Source organism: Flavobacterium sp. MDT1-60 (assembly GCF_014844035.1).
GTDB lineage: Bacteria > Bacteroidota > Bacteroidia > Flavobacteriales > Flavobacteriaceae > Flavobacterium.
This window is the reverse complement of the sequence record NZ_CP062159.1, coordinates 2578382-2597484: the sequence shown is the minus strand read 5'-3', so window position 1 is coordinate 2597484 and position 19103 is coordinate 2578382. Positions and strand designations below refer to the sequence as shown.

Genomic DNA, 19103 nt, shown 5'->3' with positions numbered 1-19103 from the left:
TTTTCATTATAAAATCATTATTATTTTATCAGCAAGAAAAAATCTAAAAGATTATTCGAGATCAATTTCTTTATTAAATATTACCATTCCAGTTTCACCAAAGCCACTGCCTGACGCTCCATTTTTAAAGCTACAACTGTTTTGTTGTCCCTTATTTTTATTTTTTTTGCAGATATGTTTTTTAGTTTTCCAGATTTTTCAAGTACCTCGATCTGTTGTTGCGTAGGATTTTGTGGCGATCCCATTTTTTTCCATACCTCATAAGAATTGCTGTTTTCTTTATCGATTAAGTAAATAGTCAGAGAAGCTTTTTTAGACGGAATGTTTTCAATAAAAAGATTAACAATTTCTGTTGGTCCGGGTTTGTCATCATCGTGATAATTCCAAACCATTATAGCTGCCGATTTTGAGTCTTTGGATGCCAGTGCGCCAATATCAGACTGAGTACCACGAACACTAGATTTCAGAATATCTTCGACCGGATACATACGATTGCTGACAACATTTAAACGCGTGCCGGACATCATTCCAAACATTCTGAAAACATTTAACACCGGTTTGTCAACTCCATTGGTAGCAAGATCACGAAAACCATAAAACCAAGGTTGGTTTTCAAACTCAAAAGACCAGGAAACCGCACCGAGAAAATTGGCTTTTGTCTGATCTGCCAATATATATTTTCGTGCAAAAGAGGCCGCTGTATAACTTGAATACATAATACCATTACGGTAAGCATTCTCCGGATTGGTTGCCATTCCGCAAGCAGCACAACCTTCAGGATCCGACTCCCCGATAATAATCGGCAAATCTTTTGTTTCCGGATATAACATCGTGAGTTTAAAACCAGTTTCGATATCATTTAATTGGGGAGCCATATCCATTCTAACCGTTCCATCTACCAATTTAGGCCATCCTTTAGCATGAAAAAGTATAGCATCCATTGGTGAACCTTTCTTGCCTGTAGCGTAGTTAATACCACTTATACAATGTTTAATAAAATCATTGGTCCATTCCTGAGCGCCCTTACCCCTTGTTCCGGCAATATTAATACCTCCTATTTTTGCAGTTGGCAATGCTTTTTTAAGTCCGTCTGCAGCATAATCATACATCTTAAAAAATTCTTCACGAGTGCCTTTCCAGTAATGTCCGTTTGGTTCATTCCAAACTTCCCAATACCAGCTTTCTACTTCTTTTTGTCCGTAACGCTCTACCGAATGTTTAACCCATTCATATACAAGATTTCTCCATTTATTATAATCTTTAGGCGGATAAGCCCATCCCGTAATAATATCTGTATAAGGATCTCCGGGTTTCCAATAATGTCTGTATGGAACTGGATGTGTAGATAAAGCTTCAGGCATAAAACCGATTTGTGCTAAGGGTTTCATACCACGCGAAACATAGGTATCAAAAATACTATCAATAATTCTCCAATTGTATATCGGATTGCCCTTATTATCTTCGGTATAAGCATTGGTAGATCCCCACTTCAAAGCGGCACTACCATCACCTGTTACTAACAAACTGTGTGTACGCACATAAACTGGCACGGGACTTAATGCTGCAATTTCACTAAGAAGTTTTTTACCATCTTTCATATAAGTATAGTTGGGTTCATCATACCCAAACCATGCCCATACTGGTTTCATAGTACCTATTTCCTGTTTAAGGTCAATTTTAATTTCAGGACTCTGAGCATAGGAACTAACACAAAATTGAAGTGCAATAACTATCAGCCAATACTTTATTAATTTACACATAACATGGTTTTGTTTTATAGGATATCTTCATCGCTTATCATAAAACGAGTTTCTGTACTTCATTACCATTGATTATCATTATTAAATATAATTGTAAAACCAACACTTATAGAAAAGAGCAAATTTTTTTATGATTTGTGTTTTTTATCTTTAACTAATTTATATAAAATTTTATCAAATACAGATTATCTGCAAACAATTTAAATTATTTCAATATACAGAAATAATAAAAGCATCCTAAATTAATAACTGAATCAAATTCATTGCTATCATAACATTTTATTTATTCTAATTGAGCATCTTTGTATTAAAATAAATTTACAAATGATAAGAATTACAAAAGAGCTATCATTCCCGTTAGAAAATATATTGTTTTCATTTGCACTGAAATCTGAAGCAGCTGATGTATTTGATGGTCATAATACGCTCATTACCGGAATTGGAAAAGTAAATGCAGCTTATGAATTATCCAAAGCCATTCAACATAAAAAACCATCACTCATTGTAAATCTTGGATCGGCAGGAAGCAATTATTTCCAGAAAGGTGATGTTATTTGCTGTTCTAAATTTATTCAAAGAGACATGGACGTCAGAGGTTTAGGCTTCGAACAATATGAAACTCCGTTATCAAATTTGCCCATACTTCTTGAATATGGATTTGAGATGGAGGGTTTGCAGACAGGTATCTGCGGAACTGGTGATAATTTTGAGATGGGGCATAATACCAGGATTTATAATGTTGTAGATATGGAAGCCTATGCATTGGCAATGATTGCAATGAAAGAAAATATTCCATTTTTGTGTTTAAAATATATTTCAGATGGAGCCGACGATAATGCAGCTGACGATTGGATGATTCAGGTTCACAAGGCTGCAGTAGCTTATGGAAATATTCTGAATTTGAACAAAAACAACATTTCTATTTAGTCGTATCGGATCTTCACTCCAAATATAAAGAAGGCCATTGAAGGCCTTCTTCTAAAATATTTTTTTTCAATTAATTCTCACCCCAGCCATATCTTACACGAAAAATACCAGAACTGTTAACCGTATTAATTGTAATATTAGTTCCGCTCCCACCTCTGGTAAACAAACTGTAAGAATCTCCATCTCTCAATCCAGGCCAATAAACGCTGGCAATATTATCTGTTCTGCATACATCGCTGGTTGCTACTATATAAGCAATTTCATTGTCAGATTGATTTCCGTTTTGATAATCCTTACCGGAGTTCATCCCGGCACCAAATTCAGTAATTACTGTACGACTGGCATAACTTCCTACTCTACTACGCCAATCTGCTCTCCATTGTGTAACTGATCTGGTGGCCCAAAAAGCATAATTATGTAATCCCAGTAAACATCCATTAAAACGGGTATCTGCTCCGACTCCGGTAACATTTTCCGAATATCCTGTTCCTCCCAGAATTATTCGTCCTTTTGGAACATTCGGATAAGTGGAAAGAAACTGAGCATAAATAGTCGTTAACTGAGCTAAAGTATATCCATGAGGCTCGTTGAATGGTTCAAAATATACATTTGAGTTACCTTGATATTTATTTACAACTGTAGTCCACATACTCCAAAAAGCAGTTGTATTATCAATGATACCATTTTTTGATGATGAAGACTCCCAACAGGCAATAATTACTTTCCAGCCTTTACTGGTAGCCTTATCTATCACCCCTTGATAACTAGCCCACCAACTCTCAGAAACAGAGGGTGGATTAATTGGAATACGAATCGTATTAACCCCGCTTATTTTACTTGTAAAACCATTTAATACTGCATCTGTTTTTGCCACAACTGTACTATAATTATCACCTGCTTCTAAACCCGATAGAATAACCCAGCCATCCACAAAATTATCTCGCCCGTCTGCCCAGTTCAGTCCGGCAATCGATGCCGCTCCTACTTTAGCAGTAGCATTATTATTTTTCACCGTATTTTCAATTACGGATTCATTTTCTGCTAAACTTGTCTGATTCATTTCAGTAACATCATCTTTTGAACATGCACACACAATGATGCTTAACATAAGTAAATATCTTTTTTTCATTGACATAAAATTGTTTGAATTATTAAATTAATATTCTGAATTTATTCCGACTATTTATGCAATACCTACATTCTATTTTTATAGTTTGCGTAATAGCCAGCCAACGCATTAAAATAACGAGACCACTTTAATTTGAAGTTTATTTTCAAAAATTAGCAGGAGCCCCGAATTATATTAAAATGCCATTTTACAATTAATCATAAGGTTTTTTCATTGGTTTGTTTGGTTTTAGTTAATAAAAAAATATATAAAATGGTAATTATACCAGGTAATAAAGTAAATCAGACACTTCCATTTTTTGTTTAGTAATTCTGCCTGAGACGGGATTTTAACTTATCAGAATGAATATTTTATTATATAAAACTGATACTGAATTCTTGATGATAATAATACAAAGTAATGCTTATCTTACATCTTGTAGCAGGGGTAAATTGGAAAAAAAAGGAGGTCATAATGGTAATTTGATATTTTTTTAGCATTAAAAAAACTTAATACATAAAAAAACATATATTTTTTTACTTAATAAGTAATTATCAAATTATCATTACATCTATAGGCAAGACTAAATATTTAAAAATGTAACATAGACCAGGCTTCTAAACATTGGTTCAATTTTTCTCTCCTTAATAAAATTTATTATTAAATTCTGAAATTGAAGATTTCCTGGTCTTAGATTTATTTATTAATCTCTTAAAACCAATTGTTTATATATAAAATTTAAACCAAATGATATAAAATAAACACTTTTTAAATTAATAAATTTGATATATGTCGTAGCAAATATTATTTAATAAAATTGAAAAAATTGATTCAGCCAAATGCAGGTGCAATTGTTGAAAAAACAATTTGATACATAAATTTTTGACAGGATGCCTATCTGTTGTCTTTTGCGCAAGACCAATATCAAAACAGCAATAATTACATAAATAGACCATTTTCCCCCACTTGTACTTAATTAAGCACATTTATTACTTTCCATTAAATATCGTACCTATTTATTAAAGAATTAGCGAATGTTGCAATAATTAATACCAACATTTGACACTATCCTAAGTGATTAACAAACAAATAGTTGACTTATCTTATTATTAAATAAATTACAATTTAAATTAATGAACTAACAAAAAAAGATGACTCCAATAAATGCCATAATCATATCAGAAGAAAAAGAGACTCTCCTTATTTTAAAAAAATTTGAAGAGGAAAACTCTATGATTATACAAATAGTTGGTGATGCAAAGTGTATCAGCGATGGAATCGTCATAATAAAACAAAAAAAACCAAATGTGATTTTTTTGGATGTAATACATAATGATGAGCTTTTTTTTGAAATGCTTGAAGAATTAGAATTTAGCATTCCAAAACTCGTATTTATATCAGCGCAAAAAGAATATGCCTTCAAAGCATTTAAGCATAATGCCATTGACTTTTTATTAAAACCAATTGATTTTAATACAATTATTTTGGCTGTATATAAAGTAATTAAAAGAAGAGAAATGGAACTTTCGTATCAGAATCAAAAAATTAATAATACAAGTACCCTGAATTCATTAACTCATTCCAATGACTATGTGGCTGTTGCATCCTTGGAAAAAATAGAATTAATACCAATGGCAGAAATTTCTTTTTGCAAAGCCGATGGAAAATATACTGTCTTTGTCCTTTCTAATGGAAATAAGATCATGTCCAGCAGAAATCTGGGAGAGTATAGTGCTATTCTGGATAACAGTTTTTTTTTTCGAATACACCATTCTTATATTATCAACATTCGTCATATCGCTAAAATTTCAAAAAAAGATGGGTATTTCTGTGAATTTTCTAATGGAGCAATTATACCGGTTGCCAAAAGACGACAAGATGATTTTAACAAATTCATAAAACTTAAAGAATAAATACAATCTGCTATTTTAAGCTAATTTCAATCAATACTTCAACGAATAGAAATAATATAATGAAAACCAAAAAGGCAAAACATAAAAATAATAGTATCACTAATTATTTTCAGGAACCGTTAATTGACCTTGGTAAAATCTTAGATTTTTCAATGGATCTGATTTGCTCTTGTGATGAAGAAGGAAAGTTTGTTTGGGTAAACAAAGCTTCAGAACGCATTTTAGGCTACCAGCTTGAAGAATTAATCGGCAAAAAATACAACGATTTAATATGTCATGAAGATGTTAGTAATCCGATAAATGAAGATTTTGATTTTAGTAACGGTTCGCACGTACCTATATTTGAAAAAAAGTTCATACACAAAAACGGGAATATCATTTATTTACAATGGTCAGCTGTATGGGATGATGTAAAAAATTATGCTATTGTATAGGCCGGGATATTACTGAGAAAAAAAGCATAGAAAAAGCTTTTGAGATTGAGAGACTACGGTTCTATAATTTATATTCGCAAGCACCTTCCTGTATGGGTATTTTAAAAGGACCTGATCATGTCTATGAATTGGCAAATGAACTTTATCTACAATTAATAGATAAAAGAGATATTATTGGTAAGACAGTAAAAGAAGTTCTACCGGAACTAGAAACACAAGGGATTTTTGAAATTTTAGATACTGTTTATAGAACAGGAGAAACCTTTTCAGCTAATGAAATGTTGATAAAACTTGATCGTTATGGAAATGGAAAATTAGTGGATGCTTATTTAAATTTCATTTATCAGGCACATAGGGATGCTAATAATAATATTGATGGTATCCTTTTCTTCGCAAATGACGTAACGGAGCAGGTTTTATCCCGAAAAAAATCGAAGAAAGAGAAAAAATGTATAAGGATTTAATTCATAAATTACCTGTTGCCACCTACTCGTGCGATATAGAAGGACGAATAGTACTCTATAATAAGGCTGCAGTTGCTTTATGGGGAAAAGAGCCTGAATTAGGAAAAGATGTATGGTACGAATCATGGGATGTTACCAATAATAAAAATAGTCATTCAACTCTCAATTTATGTTCGATGGCTACAGCATTAAAAAATGGTGATCCAATCCTTAGAAGGGAAATCATTATCGAACGCCCCAATGGAGATAAGCGGAATGTCTTGCCATACCCTGTTCCGTTTCACAATACAGAAGGTCAGATAACAGGAGCGGTTATTGTCCTCGCTGATATTACCGAAATTAAATTGGCACAAAAAGAGTTGCGGAAAAGCGAAAAAAAATATAGGTATCTTTTTGACAATAACCCAATGCCAATGTGGATTATCACTTTAGAAACTTTTAAATTTCTCGATGTAAATAAAATGGCTATTTTGCAATATGGATATAGCCGTGAAGAATTTCTTTCTATGACTGCTTTGGACATACGTCCAGATGATGATAAAAGTCATTTCATAAAATCGAGTGATACTTCAAAAATTAATAAATCAAATTATAACAGGGGAATATGGAATCATTTGAAGAAGGATGGAACTATTGTTCAAGTTGAAATTATTGCACATGATATTATGTATGAGGGGATCCCGGCGAGGTTAATTCTTTCGAATGACATCTCCGATCGTAAAAAAGCAGAAACAAATCTGGAAAAAAGAAATAAAGAACTCATCAAAACCAATTCAGAACTGGATCGATTTGTATACAGTGTATCTCACGATTTACGTTCTCCCCTAACTTCCATTCTTGGTCTTCTTTCCTTTATTGAAACAGAAAGTCAGGAAAGCGATACTCTTAAACATGCTGAATTAATACGCAGTAGTATTAATCGTTTGGATGACTTTATTAAAAATATTTTAAGTTACTCACGAAACAACCGTACAGGACTTGAAGTGGAAAAGATTTCACTTAATGAAATATTCCATGGGATAGTTGATTCGCTACAAAGCATGAAAGAAGCTAAAGGAATTCGTTATGAAATTGAAGTCAGGGAACAGCAGCCTTTTTATACAGACAGACTTCGCTTTAATACAGTCTTAGAAAATCTTATTTCAAATGCAATAAAATACCATAAGAAGGAAGAATCAAACAGGTATATAAAAATATTTGGTTATTCAGATCATGAAAGTCTACATTTGACCATAGCAGATAACGGAATCGGAATTGCACCGGAATATCATAAAAAAATATATGATATGTTTTTTAGACTTTCAGGCAAAGATGGCTCAGGCATCGGTTTATATATTGTAAAAGATACAATAGAAATATTACAGGGTTCTATAAAAGTGCAGTCAGAAAAAGGGGCTGGAACCACATTTACTATCACACTAAAAAATTTGAAACCATGTTAAAAGAACTAGACCCAAAATTTGAAACCGTTATGATTATTGATGATAATCTGGTTGATTTATATATTATATCACGTATGATCACTAAAAATAATTTTGGGAAAAATGTATTACATTATACCGAGGCAGAAGAGGCCATAAAATATTTACAGGAGAATCAGGAGAATGTTTCTAAGTTACCTCAGATAATATTTGTGGATATTTACATGCCCTTAATGTCCGGATTTGAATTTCTCGAAGCATATGATTTATTATCATCTACTTTAAAAAATTATTGTAAGACTTATATTATATCATCAACAATCGACAATGAAGATATTGCACGATCAAGCAGTAATAAGAATGTAGTTTCATTTCAGGTTAAACCGATTACCAAAGAATTTCTTGATCGAATTATTTAGGACTAATTAAAATTAAACCAAATTATCAGGATTTATATTTCACCATTATGTGGGCAATTTGTATTGACTTTTAGAATTTTATTTGAATCGTTTTTTAAACCCTAGTCAACATCCTTCACAGACCCCGCTTTTTACTCTCAAAAACTCCATCTGTATCAAATTTAGCAGGATTTTGATACTTCAGTTGCTTTAAATTCCATTATATAAATGATTATGTGTCGAATTAAGTAATCATTTTAGATTTTCATTTTTTTCAACTTCAGCTATACTAATGGCATGGCACCGCATATAATTATATCATAATCAGTTCCTTGTGACAAACAGTTATACCCCATAGCTGTCAGTTATTACTTCTCCCTTTTAAATTAAGAGACATTCCTCTTAATTTGTACACAAGCTATTAAAAAACAATCCCTTACCCAATCTACCAGATCTTTTTATCGTTTAACTAACTGCTATCCCCAATAATGAAAAAACTAGTTTTCTATTTAATTTTTCTTATTTCAATAATAGCCAAATCATCAAATCCCCCTCCTCCTGGTCTACCCGACGATCCAGTCGCAGCACCTATCAACTCAATGCTTTTTGTACTATTTACAGCAGCTATTGTATTTGGGAGCTATACCATTTTCAAAAAGAAATAAACGTACACTTTAAATTCAAAACAATCTGACTATAATAATTAAAACCAAAAGAAATATGAAAAAAACTTTACTATTGCTATCTGTTTTATTTTCTTTTCAAAGTTTTTCTCAAATATATGTGGGAGCCAGCACACCAATCTATGTTAAGAACGAGGTGTTGTATGTCGGGCAGAATATAAATTTAGCCTCCAACTCTATTCTTTATTTAAGAAACAATTCTCAGTTGCTTCAGGGAACAACTGGTACGTCTGGAAATACCGGAACAGGAGTTTTATCTCTTTACCAGGAAGGTAGCTCAGATAATTTTGATTATAATTATTGGTGCTCTCCTGTTGGTAATACGGCCGTATCTACAGGCAACAATAATTTTGGAATTACTTTATTATATCAGCCTACAGATGCAATCGCTTCTGCTGGTGCAACTATACTCCCTATAGGGAGTTACAATGGCATTGCAAATCCATTGGCGATAGCGTCACATTGGATTTATAAATTAACCAATGCCAATAATTATTCGCAGTGGGTACAAGTTGGAACCTCCACTATGATTGCTCCTGGTGAAGGATTTACAATGAAAGGAACCAGTGGTACTGATAGTACAAACCCGGAAGGAACTGGCATGGTAAACAATCCCGGAAGCGCACAAAGATATGATTTTAGAGGAAAGCCTAATGATGGAAATATTACGGTTACCGTTGGTTCTAATAATGCGGCAACGTTAACAGGAAATCCCTACCCGTCTGCATTACATTTAAATGCTTTTCTTCTGGATCCAACAAATACTGCTGCAACCGGTATTGCTTATTTTTGGCAGCAGGACAAAAATGTAAACTCTCATTACCTCTCTGCTTACAGAGGAGGATATGCTGCGTACTCTCCAATTGACCTGGGATCAAATGGTATTTATACAGCAGCGACATTTAGATCTTACAACAGCGATGGTACCGTCAATAATAATCCACCAGCGGGAACAAGTCCGGTTATAGCCCGAAAATATCTTCCAATTGGTCAGGGATTCGTAATAAACGGAACTTCAAATGGAACAGTAACATTTAGAAATTCTCATCGGATATTTTATAGAGAAGACAATACTTTATCACAATTTGAAAAACCGTCCAAAAATTTAAGCTCCAAAACAAATAATACTACAGGCTTTGAAGATGGCCCTCTCCCTCCTCCTTCTCCTGTCCTTTATTTTAAGCTAAATACCATAATAAATAATGAGTTTACAAGACAGCTCGCTTTGGCCTTTGTTCCAACAGCTACGGATGCCGTAGACAGAGGGATTGATGCCAGGAATATGGATGAAAGCCTACCTAACGATGTTTCTTTCTGGATCGAAAATGGAAATTATGTAATTCAAGGCGTTACTTTCGATTTAAATAAAAAAATTCCGCTGTCAGTAAAAGTGACTACCAATACAAACTTTAAATTTACATTTCTGAAATTTCAGATTTTGATAAATCGCAGCCTATTTATTTATATGATTCATTTGATATGTCCTACCATGACATTAAAAATGGCAAATACGAGGTGGCAGTTGCTCCCGGAACCTACACAGAACGTTTTAAAATAAGTTTTACTAATGGAACACTTGGAACAAATAATACTATGAAAAGTGTTTTTTTTATTGGCCAGGACAATAAAAACCAGGTTTTAAAAGCAACGAATCCAAATAATAAGATTATGCAATCATTTGTACTTTATGATATTCTTGGAAGAGCTGTGATTTCAAAAAATAATTTAGGTGCTGAGCAAAACTTTAGTTTTTCAACTTCAGGATTGAGTTATGGCGTATACATCGCGACATTCTTAACTGCCGATAATGCAAAAATCACTCAAAAAATCATTATTTCAAATTCTGGCAGCTAGCGACAATTAAAAAAACAAAACTCTTACATACTATTTTAAAAAATCTTAATACGAAATTATGATAACTACATTTACTTTGCAAAACATTAGACCTACACTATTGCTGTTTTTATTCTTTTCAACATTTCTGATGCATGCACAAATTGGTATTGGTACTGTTACACCAAACGCAAGTTCTGTTTTAGATATTTCTTCTACTACTCAAGGTATACTGGCACCGAGAATGACCACAATACAGAGAAACGCAATTGCATCTCCTGCTGATGCATTGCTTGTTTATGATACTGATGTTAAATCATTTTACTATTATAATTCCACTACTTCGTCCTGGGCAATTCTAAGCGGCGGAACCCCTCCAAGATTAAATTTCAAGCGTATTAGAGCCGGCGACAACCTGGCTGTTGTTCTTGCTACAGAATTAGCAGCTGGAGGAGGCGCCAAATATGTTTTAACTGCCAATACATTGTATGAAATTAATGGCCAGATCGTATTTAATTTCCCTATAGATTTAAATAACGCCTATCTGGACGGTTTGGATGCTAATGAAGATATTATAGTGAAAACATCAGGCATTCTTTTCGATGGTACTACAGGCGGCAGCATTAGAAACCTTACTATTACAACACCAGGTGCAACTGTCTTTAATTTAAATGCTGCGTCATCGACCTCGACCTTTTTGCTTAGAGATACTATAATTGCAAATGCAACAAGTGTTGGAACTATATCTGGTTATGGATTAGTTTTTTTGAGTATCGTTAATTTTTCAGGAAATACAAATGGTATTACTTATACTAATATAGGGCAATTACTCTTGAGTAACCAGGCATGGTTTAGCAATAATGGAGGTACCTATGAGAAATTTACAGGAACTTTTAATCTGATAGAAAAACAAGGAGGTTTCTCTAATGTTGGCACTGGTGCCTTTGGTGTGGATGTATCTACAGCGGGGCTTACAATTAGTGGCGATGCTGTTTTAGAATCTGTTGTTTTTACCGGAGCGACTCCTGCTAATTATGTTAAACCTTACACTACAGGAACTTACACAGGGTATAATTTTAACAACAGCTGGTCAGTTAGGGCTGCAGGAATTCCTAATGAGACAGATGCAAATGCTGTAGGAGATTTAGCTATTGACTACGCTGTAGGTACTGGCATTGGTGTTTCTTTTACAAACAATTTAAATCCCAGTAATATTGTAAGAGTCGGAACCGGAACTACAGTCTCGACAGCATCAAATTTATTTCGCTTTTCTACAGATGCTGTTCCTTACCGTCTGAAATATCTTGGAAAAAAGAAAAGAATTTTTCAAGTTACAGGTTCTATTTCTTTTCAGGTTCCAGCGACGGGCATTTATATAATTTATATTGCTAAAAATGGAACTACTATATCCCAGTATAAAATTTATGGTAGAGGCTCGGCCGCACAAGACATTGTAGTCCTTCCGTTAAATGCTTCAACTGAATTAACTACCAATGATTATATTGAGGTATTTGCACAGCGTTACTCAGGAGGAAATGGCGATATTGTTGTCCCAAATATGAATATAACTGTTAAATAATTAGAAAAAAAATATCTCCATTTCACTTATATATTTATAACAGATTATCATCATAAAAATATAATTCACCGGATTCTTATTATATTAAAAGATTTTGCAGTAAACATAAAATGGAAGATTATGTTTATTATGGACACCCGCCTTATACGCAAATATTTGGCGGGTATTTCATTTAAAAGTGCCTCTTGTTAATGAAGTTGCTTTCTAATTTGCAACAAAAAGATAAGGCACTCTTCTTGTAAACATCAAAAAGTTTAAAAAGGACTTACCATTTAATGGAGTATAGTTATTTCTTAATTAAAACCGATTTAAAAACAAAAAACCCCTTATAAGAATAAGAGGTTTTTCTTGTACTCAGAGCGGGACTTGAACCCGCACGAACATTGCTGTTCACTGGATTTTAAGTCCAGCGTGTCTACCAATTTCACCATCCGAGCATTATATTATGTGGTACCTCCAGGGATCGAACCAGGGACACATGGATTTTCAGTCCATTGCTCTACCATCTGAGCTAAGGTACCTTGATATTTATATAAATTATACAAATAAAGAATAAAAAAACCCGTTCTTGCGAACAGGGTTTTCAAAAGAAAGGCGACGACATACTCTCCCACATAACTGCAGTACCATCTGCGCAGGCGGGCTTAACTACTCTGTTCGGGATGGGAAGAGGTGAGCCCCGCCGCAATAACCACCTTAAGGTTGTTAGTCTAAAGTCCAAAGTCATAAAGTTGTAAAGTCTTTCGACTTTGGACTTTAATCTTTCGACTTAAAGACTGCTCTGCGTCGAGCAAATATCTTAACATACTGAGATAAAGAAAGTTTTTTATTTATTAGAAAGTTTCTTCTCCCCCGTCTTTTGGACGGGAGAGAAAAGGGTGTACATAAGCTTACGGATTATTAGTACTACTCGACTATGACATTACTGCCTTTACATCTATAGCCTATCAACGTGGTCATCTTCCACGATCCTTAAAAGAAATCTCATCTTGTGGTGGGTTTCGCGCTTATATGCTTTCAGCGCTTATCCCTTCCAAACGTAGCTACTCTGCGGTGCCCCTGGCGGGACAACAGATACACTAGAGGTTTGTCCAATTCGGTCCTCTCGTACTAGAATCAGATCCACTCAAATTTCTAACGCCCACAGTAGATAGAGACCGAACTGTCTCACGACGTTCTGAACCCAGCTCGCGTGCCACTTTAATGGGCGAACAGCCCAACCCTTGGGACCTTCTCCAGCCCCAGGATGTGACGAGCCGACATCGAGGTGCCAAACCCCCCCGTCGATATGAGCTCTTGGGGGAGATCAGCCTGTTATCCCCGGCGTACCTTTTATCCTTTGAGCGATGGCCCTTCCATGCGGAACCACCGGATCACTATGCTCTACTTTCGTACCTGATCGACCTGTATGTCTCTCAGTCAAGCTCCCTTATGCCATTGCACTCTACGCACGGTTACCAAGCGTACTGAGGGAACCTTTAGAAGCCTCCGTTACTCTTTTGGAGGCGACCACCCCAGTCAAACTACCCACCAAGCAATGTCCCCCGCAAAACGGGGTTAGGCCTCAGATAAACAAAGGGTTGTATTTCAACAATGACTCCACAACGCCTGGCGACGCCACTTCACAGTCTCCAACCTATCCTACACATCATTTATCCAAGGTCAATACTAAGCTATAGTAAAGGTGCACAGGGTCTTTTCGTCCCACTGCGGGTAAACGGCATCTTCACCGTTACTACAATTTCACCGAGCTCATGGCTGAGACAGTGTCCAGATCGTTACACCATTCGTGCAGGTCGGAACTTACCCGACAAGGAATTTCGCTACCTTAGGACCGTTATAGTTACGGCCGCCGTTTACTGGGGCTTCAATTCAATGCTTCTCCGAAGATAACATCTCCTCTTAACCTTCCAGCACCGGGCAGGTGTCAGGCCCTATACTTCATCTTACGATTTTGCAGAGCCCTGTGTTTTTGATAAACAGTCGCCTGGACCTCTTCACTGCGGCCCTGTATTGCTACAGGGCGACCCTTCTCCCGAAGTTACGGGTCTATTTTGCCTAATTCCTTAGCCATGAATCTCTCGAGCACCTTAGGATTCTCTCCTCAACTACCTGTGTCGGTTTACGGTACTGGTACTAATTACCTGAAGTTTAGAGGTTTTTCTTGGAAGCCCTTAGGCGCACTATCTCTTTGTCCGAAGACTCCGAGTACTATCGTATTTCCCCAAGACGCGTGGATTTGCCTGCGCATCTTATAGGTAGGTACTTCAACGAACTATTCCGTCAGTTCGCGGCGCTTTCATCACTCCGTCACCCCATCACAGTAATTAGTAGTACGGGAATATTAACCCGTTAGCCATCGACTGTCCCTTTCGGGTTCGCCTTAGGACCAGACTAACCCACAGCTGATTAGCATAGCTGTGGAAACCTTAGTTTTTCGGTGTGCGGGTTTCTCGCCCGCATTATCGTTACTTATGCCTACATTTTCTTTTCTAACCAGTCCAGCATACCTTACGATACACCTTCAACCCTGTTAGAATGCTCCCCTACCACTTACAGTTACCTGTAAATCCATAGCTTCGGTAATACGCTTATGCCCGATTATTATCCATGCTCGTCCGCTCGACTAGTGAGCTGTTACGCACTCTTTAAATGAATGGCTGCTTCCAAGCCAACATCCTAGCTGTCTGGGCAGACAAACCTCGTTCTTTCAACTTAGCGTATATTTGGGGACCTTAGCTGATGGTCTGGGTTCTTTCCCTCTCGGACTTGGACCTTAGCACCCAAGCCCTCACTGCTGAGAAACATTATATAGCATTCGGAGTTTGTCAGGAATTGGTAGGCGGTGAAGCCCCCGCATCCAATCAGTAGCTCTACCTCTATATAACTTAATTCAGCGCTGCACCTAAATGCATTTCGGGGAGTACGAGCTATTTCCGAGTTTGATTGGCCTTTCACCCCTACCCACAGGTCATCCGAAGACTTTTCAACGTCAACCGGTTCGGACCTCCACTGTGTGTTACCACAGCTTCATCCTGCCCATGGGTAGATCACACGGTTTCGCGTCTAACACTACTGACTAAAGCGCCCTATTCAGACTCGCTTTCGCTACGGATCCGTGGCTTAACCACTTAACCTTGCCAGCAACGTTAACTCGTAGGCTCATTATGCAAAAGGCACGCCGTCACCCCACGAAAGGGCTCCGACCGCTTGTAAGCGTATGGTTTCAGGATCTATTTCACTCCGTTATTCACGGTTCTTTTCACCTTTCCCTCACGGTACTGGTTCACTATCGGTCTCTCAGGAGTATTTAGCCTTAGCGGATGGTCCCGCCAAATTCAGACAGGGTTTCACGTGCCCCGCCCTACTCAGGATACCACTATCTATTACACTTGTTACCCATACGGGACTATCACCCTCTTTGGTGTCACTTTCCAGTAACTTCCGGTTCCTTGTGCATAAAATGTCGTGGTCCTACAACCCCAGCATTGCCGTAACAACACTGGTTTGGGCTAATCCGCGTTCGCTCGCCACTACTTACGGAATCACTTTTGTTTTCTTCTCCTCCGCCTACTTAGATGTTTCAGTTCAGCGGGTTTGCCCACCTATCGGTGTACTATGTCTTCAACATAGTGGGTTGCCCCATTCAGGTATCTACGGATCAATCGGTGTGTGCCCGTCCCCGTAGCTTTTCGCAGCTTATCACGCCTTTCATCGCCTCTGAGAGCCTAGGCATCCCCCATACGCCCTTATTTTGCTTATTGTACCAATCATAAAATAAATTACGACCGTTTTTTTTTTGTTTTCTACAATAAATTGTAAAAAACGCTTTCTACTTTTTATTATTTTCTTATCTCAATATGTCAATGAACTTTATTTAGTCGAAGGTCAAAAGTCGAAAGTCGTCAAGTGAATCACTTTGGACTTTATAACTTTAGACTTTAGGACTAAAATCGTGGAGAATAACGGAGTCGAACCGTTGACCTCCTGCGTGCAAGGCAGGCGCTCTAGCCAGCTGAGCTAATCCCCCATTTTTTAGTTGTCAGTTAACAGTTTTCAGTTAACAGTACTTAAAACGGTTACTCAACCTCTAAAATTTCCTTTTTTTTAAGACTAAAATAGTTGTCTCGGACAGACTCGAACTGTCGACCCCTACATTATCAGTGTAGTACTCTAACCAGCTGAGCTACGAGACACTCTTATTCTTAAAATTTATTATTTGAACTAACAGCAAGAGTAATTGAATCTTAATTTTCAGAATTCAATAGATAATCATCTTTTTTCCCCATCGTGTGCAAGCACTAACAATTGGGGCTCTAGAAAGGAGGTGTTCCAGCCGCACCTTCCGGTACGGCTACCTTGTTACGACTTAGCCCTAGTTACCAGTTTTACCCTAGGCAGCTCCTTGCGGTCACCGACTTCAGGCACCCCCAGCTTCCATGGCTTGACGGGCGGTGTGTACAAGGCCCGGGAACGTATTCACCGGATCATGGCTGATATCCGATTACTAGCGATTCCAGCTTCACGGAGTCGAGTTGCAGACTCCGATCCGAACTGTGACCGGTTTTATAGATTCGCTCCTGGTCGCCCAGTGGCTGCTCTCTGTACCGGCCATTGTAGCACGTGTGTAGCCCAAGGCGTAAGGGCCGTGATGATTTGACGTCATCCCCACCTTCCTCACAGTTTGCACTGGCAGTCTTGTTAGAGTTCCCGACATGACTCGCTGGCAACTAACAACAGGGGTTGCGCTCGTTATAGGACTTAACCTGACACCTCACGGCACGAGCTGACGACAACCATGCAGCACCTTGTAAATTGTCTTGCGAAAGATCTGTTTCCAAACCGGTCAATCTACATTTAAGCCTTGGTAAGGTTCCTCGCGTATCATCGAATTAAACCACATGCTCCACCGCTTGTGCGGGCCCCCGTCAATTCCTTTGAGTTTCATTCTTGCGAACGTACTCCCCAGGTGGGATACTTATCACTTTCGCTTAGCCACTGAGATTGCTCCCAACAGCTAGTATCCATCGTTTACGGCGTGGACTACCAGGGTATCTAATCCTGTTCGCTACCCACGCTTTCGTCCATCAGCGTCAATCCATTAGTAGTAACCTGCCTTCGCAATTGGTATTCCATGTAATCTCTAAGCATTTCACCGCTACACTACATATTCTAGTTACTTCCTAATAATTCAAGTTTAACAGTATCAATGGCCGTTCCACCGTTGAGCGATGGGCTTTCACCACTGACTTATTAAACCGCCTACGGACCCTTTAAACCCAATGATTCCGGATAACGCTTGGATCCTCCGTATTACCGCGGCTGCTGGCACGGAGTTAGCCGATCCTTATTCTTACGATACCGTCAAGCTGCTTCACGAAGCAGTGTTTCTTCTCGTATAAAAGCAGTTTACAATCCATAGGACCGTCATCCTGCACGCGGCATGGCTGGATCAGGCTTGCGCCCATTGTCCAATATTCCTCACTGCTGCCTCCCGTAGGAGTCTGGTCCGTGTCTCAGTACCAGTGTGGGGGATCTCCCTCTCAGGACCCCTACCCATCGTAGCCTTGGTAAGCCGTTACCTTACCAACTAGCTAATGGGACGCATGCTCATCTTTTACCGTTGTGACTTTAATAGTAGAATCATGCGATTCAGCTATACTATGAGGTATTAATCCAAATTTCTCTGGGCTATCCCTCTGTAAAAGGTAGATTGCATACGCGTTACGCACCCGTGCGCCGGTCTCTCTATCCGAAGATAAATACCCCTCGACTTGCATGTGTTAAGCCTGCCGCTAGCGTTCATCCTGAGCCAGGATCAAACTCTTCATCGTATATTGTTTGCTCTAATCTCTTAAAGCTAATTATTATGCGACAATTCTCTATCGGTTCCTCTCGAATCTCTCGATTCCATTACTCTTATTCTTTTGTCTCGTTGTAAAACGAGACGGCTGTCAATTCAATATGTCTACGAACGTGTTTCAATCTTGTTTCGCTTGTCTCTCAAAGCGGGTGCAAAAGTACACCCTTTATCGAGATCTGCAAGGCTTTTTGAAAAGTTTTTTACCTCTTTTTTTTAAAAATTCCTTAACTTTCTGATAACATTACATTTAAGTCTGAATTATTTTCTACCATATTAAAGTATTTTCCTACTTATGATATATTGTTAAAAAACACATCCTTCAAAAATGATGGTTTTTATGAGTTCCTTACTATTATATATAGTTTTATATGAACCTACATATATAGACATTCGGACAATTTTTTACTTTATAATCCTAAAAACTTATTTAAATTCATAAAAGAATCAAAAAATTTAAATAGTATATATTAGATTCCTCCAAAAAAGTTTTTAAAAATCAAGTGATCCGTCAGGTTTACACATTTTTTTTGGCGATTTATTTAGTACGAACTGAACTTTCTTTTTTATTATCTGCGCCAAGCAATTTAAAAGAAGCTTAAGTATAAATGCATCTTATTGTTTTACCCCAATAAAAAATTATGATGTCTTTATTGCGGTCAGTGAAACTGCAGGCAGAAAAATTTATGAAATTACTATTGTCTGTTTTGAAAAATACCATAA

General features: G+C 37.1%; 11 protein-coding genes, 4 tRNA genes and 3 rRNA genes. 9 read left to right on the top strand and 9 right to left on the bottom strand.

Annotated elements, in window-relative coordinates:
* Positions 1-80 precede the first annotated feature (80 nt).
* On the bottom strand, positions 81-1760 hold the full coding sequence (locus IHE43_RS11205) for a beta-xylosidase (RefSeq protein ID WP_192188000.1): 1680 nt from the start codon (positions 1758-1760) through the stop codon (positions 81-83).
* 324 nt (positions 1761-2084) lie between these two features.
* Between IHE43_RS11205 and IHE43_RS11200 the strand changes: the two genes are divergently transcribed.
* Positions 2085-2687, top strand: a complete 603-nt coding sequence (locus IHE43_RS11200) for a nucleosidase (RefSeq protein WP_192187999.1) — start codon at positions 2085-2087, stop codon at positions 2685-2687.
* A gap of 70 nt (positions 2688-2757) precedes the next feature.
* On the opposite strand, the gene IHE43_RS11195 is transcribed toward IHE43_RS11200, so the two are convergent.
* Positions 2758-3816, bottom strand: a complete 1059-nt coding sequence (locus tag IHE43_RS11195) for a cellulase family glycosylhydrolase (RefSeq protein WP_225585470.1) — start codon at positions 3814-3816, stop codon at positions 2758-2760.
* Between the two features lie 1130 nt (positions 3817-4946).
* Here IHE43_RS11195 and IHE43_RS11190 point away from each other — a divergent pair.
* The 8 genes from IHE43_RS11190 to IHE43_RS11160 all read left to right on the top strand — a co-directional run bounded on the left by IHE43_RS11190 (position 4947) and on the right by IHE43_RS11160 (position 12520).
* Positions 4947-5708 (top strand): LytTR family DNA-binding domain-containing protein, encoded by a 762-nt coding sequence (locus tag IHE43_RS11190; RefSeq protein WP_192187998.1) that lies wholly within the window; start codon positions 4947-4949, stop codon positions 5706-5708.
* A 59-nt stretch (positions 5709-5767) separates the two neighbouring features.
* Positions 5768-6142, top strand: a complete 375-nt coding sequence (locus IHE43_RS11185; protein WP_192187997.1) for a PAS domain S-box protein — start codon at positions 5768-5770, stop codon at positions 6140-6142.
* Entirely contained in the window at positions 6139-6606 is a 468-nt protein-coding gene (locus IHE43_RS11180; protein WP_370526743.1) for a PAS domain-containing protein, read from the top strand. The genes IHE43_RS11185 and IHE43_RS11180 overlap by 4 nt, the downstream gene beginning before the upstream one ends.
* A complete protein-coding gene (locus tag IHE43_RS11175) occupies positions 6591-8048 on the top strand; it encodes a PAS domain-containing sensor histidine kinase (RefSeq protein ID WP_192187995.1) in 1458 nt (485 codons plus the stop codon). Before IHE43_RS11180 ends, IHE43_RS11175 begins: the two co-directional genes overlap by 16 nt.
* Positions 8042-8446, top strand: a complete 405-nt coding sequence (locus IHE43_RS11170) for a response regulator (protein ID WP_192187994.1) — start codon at positions 8042-8044, stop codon at positions 8444-8446. Before IHE43_RS11175 ends, IHE43_RS11170 begins: the two co-directional genes overlap by 7 nt.
* Positions 8447-9145: 699 nt before the next feature.
* A complete protein-coding gene (locus tag IHE43_RS11165) occupies positions 9146-10666 on the top strand; it encodes a secretion protein (RefSeq protein ID WP_225585469.1) in 1521 nt (506 codons plus the stop codon).
* Complete coding sequence (locus IHE43_RS23565) at positions 10624-10962, top strand: T9SS type A sorting domain-containing protein (RefSeq protein ID WP_225585468.1); 339 nt, start codon at positions 10624-10626, stop codon at positions 10960-10962. Before IHE43_RS11165 ends, IHE43_RS23565 begins: the two co-directional genes overlap by 43 nt.
* 58 nt (positions 10963-11020) lie before the next feature.
* On the top strand, positions 11021-12520 hold the full coding sequence (locus IHE43_RS11160) for a hypothetical protein (protein ID WP_192187993.1): 1500 nt from the start codon (positions 11021-11023) through the stop codon (positions 12518-12520).
* 351 nt (positions 12521-12871) lie between these two features.
* On the opposite strand, the gene IHE43_RS11155 is transcribed toward IHE43_RS11160, so the two are convergent.
* The 7 genes from IHE43_RS11155 to IHE43_RS11125 all read right to left on the bottom strand — a co-directional run bounded on the left by IHE43_RS11155 (position 12872) and on the right by IHE43_RS11125 (position 18354).
* A tRNA-Leu gene (locus tag IHE43_RS11155) sits at positions 12872-12957 on the bottom strand.
* An 11-nt stretch (positions 12958-12968) separates the two neighbouring features.
* Positions 12969-13041, bottom strand: a tRNA-Phe gene (locus IHE43_RS11150).
* A 68-nt stretch (positions 13042-13109) separates the two neighbouring features.
* Positions 13110-13219: ribosomal RNA gene (gene rrf / locus IHE43_RS11145) — 5S ribosomal RNA — on the bottom strand.
* A gap of 181 nt (positions 13220-13400) precedes the next feature.
* Positions 13401-16284: ribosomal RNA gene (locus IHE43_RS11140) — 23S ribosomal RNA — on the bottom strand.
* A 192-nt stretch (positions 16285-16476) separates the two neighbouring features.
* A tRNA-Ala gene (locus IHE43_RS11135) sits at positions 16477-16550 on the bottom strand.
* Positions 16551-16642: 92 nt separating this feature from the next.
* Positions 16643-16716 (bottom strand) — tRNA-Ile (locus IHE43_RS11130).
* Between the two features lie 124 nt (positions 16717-16840).
* Positions 16841-18354 (bottom strand): 16S ribosomal RNA (locus tag IHE43_RS11125).
* The 16S, 23S and 5S rRNA genes sit together here with 4 tRNA genes alongside, the layout of an rRNA operon.
* Positions 18355-19103: the final 749 nt, after the last annotated feature.

Bases quoted from the DNA above. Each gene is read 5' to 3' on its own strand.
- IHE43_RS11205 (WP_192188000.1), bottom strand. From the start codon at position 1,760: ATGTGTAAATTAATAAAGTATTGGCTGATAGTTATTGCACTTCAATTT.
- IHE43_RS11200 (WP_192187999.1), top strand. From the start codon at position 2,085: ATGATAAGAATTACAAAAGAGCTATCATTCCCGTTAGAAAATATATTG.
- IHE43_RS11195 (WP_225585470.1), bottom strand. From the start codon at position 3,816: ATGAAAAAAAGATATTTACTTATGTTAAGCATCATTGTGTGTGCATGT.
- IHE43_RS11190 (WP_192187998.1), top strand. From the start codon at position 4,947: ATGACTCCAATAAATGCCATAATCATATCAGAAGAAAAAGAGACTCTC.
- IHE43_RS11185 (WP_192187997.1), top strand. From the start codon at position 5,768: ATGAAAACCAAAAAGGCAAAACATAAAAATAATAGTATCACTAATTAT.
- IHE43_RS11175 (WP_192187995.1), top strand. From the start codon at position 6,591: ATGTATAAGGATTTAATTCATAAATTACCTGTTGCCACCTACTCGTGC.
- IHE43_RS11170 (WP_192187994.1), top strand. From the start codon at position 8,042: ATGTTAAAAGAACTAGACCCAAAATTTGAAACCGTTATGATTATTGAT.
- IHE43_RS11165 (WP_225585469.1), top strand. From the start codon at position 9,146: ATGAAAAAAACTTTACTATTGCTATCTGTTTTATTTTCTTTTCAAAGT.
- IHE43_RS11160 (WP_192187993.1), top strand. From the start codon at position 11,021: ATGATAACTACATTTACTTTGCAAAACATTAGACCTACACTATTGCTG.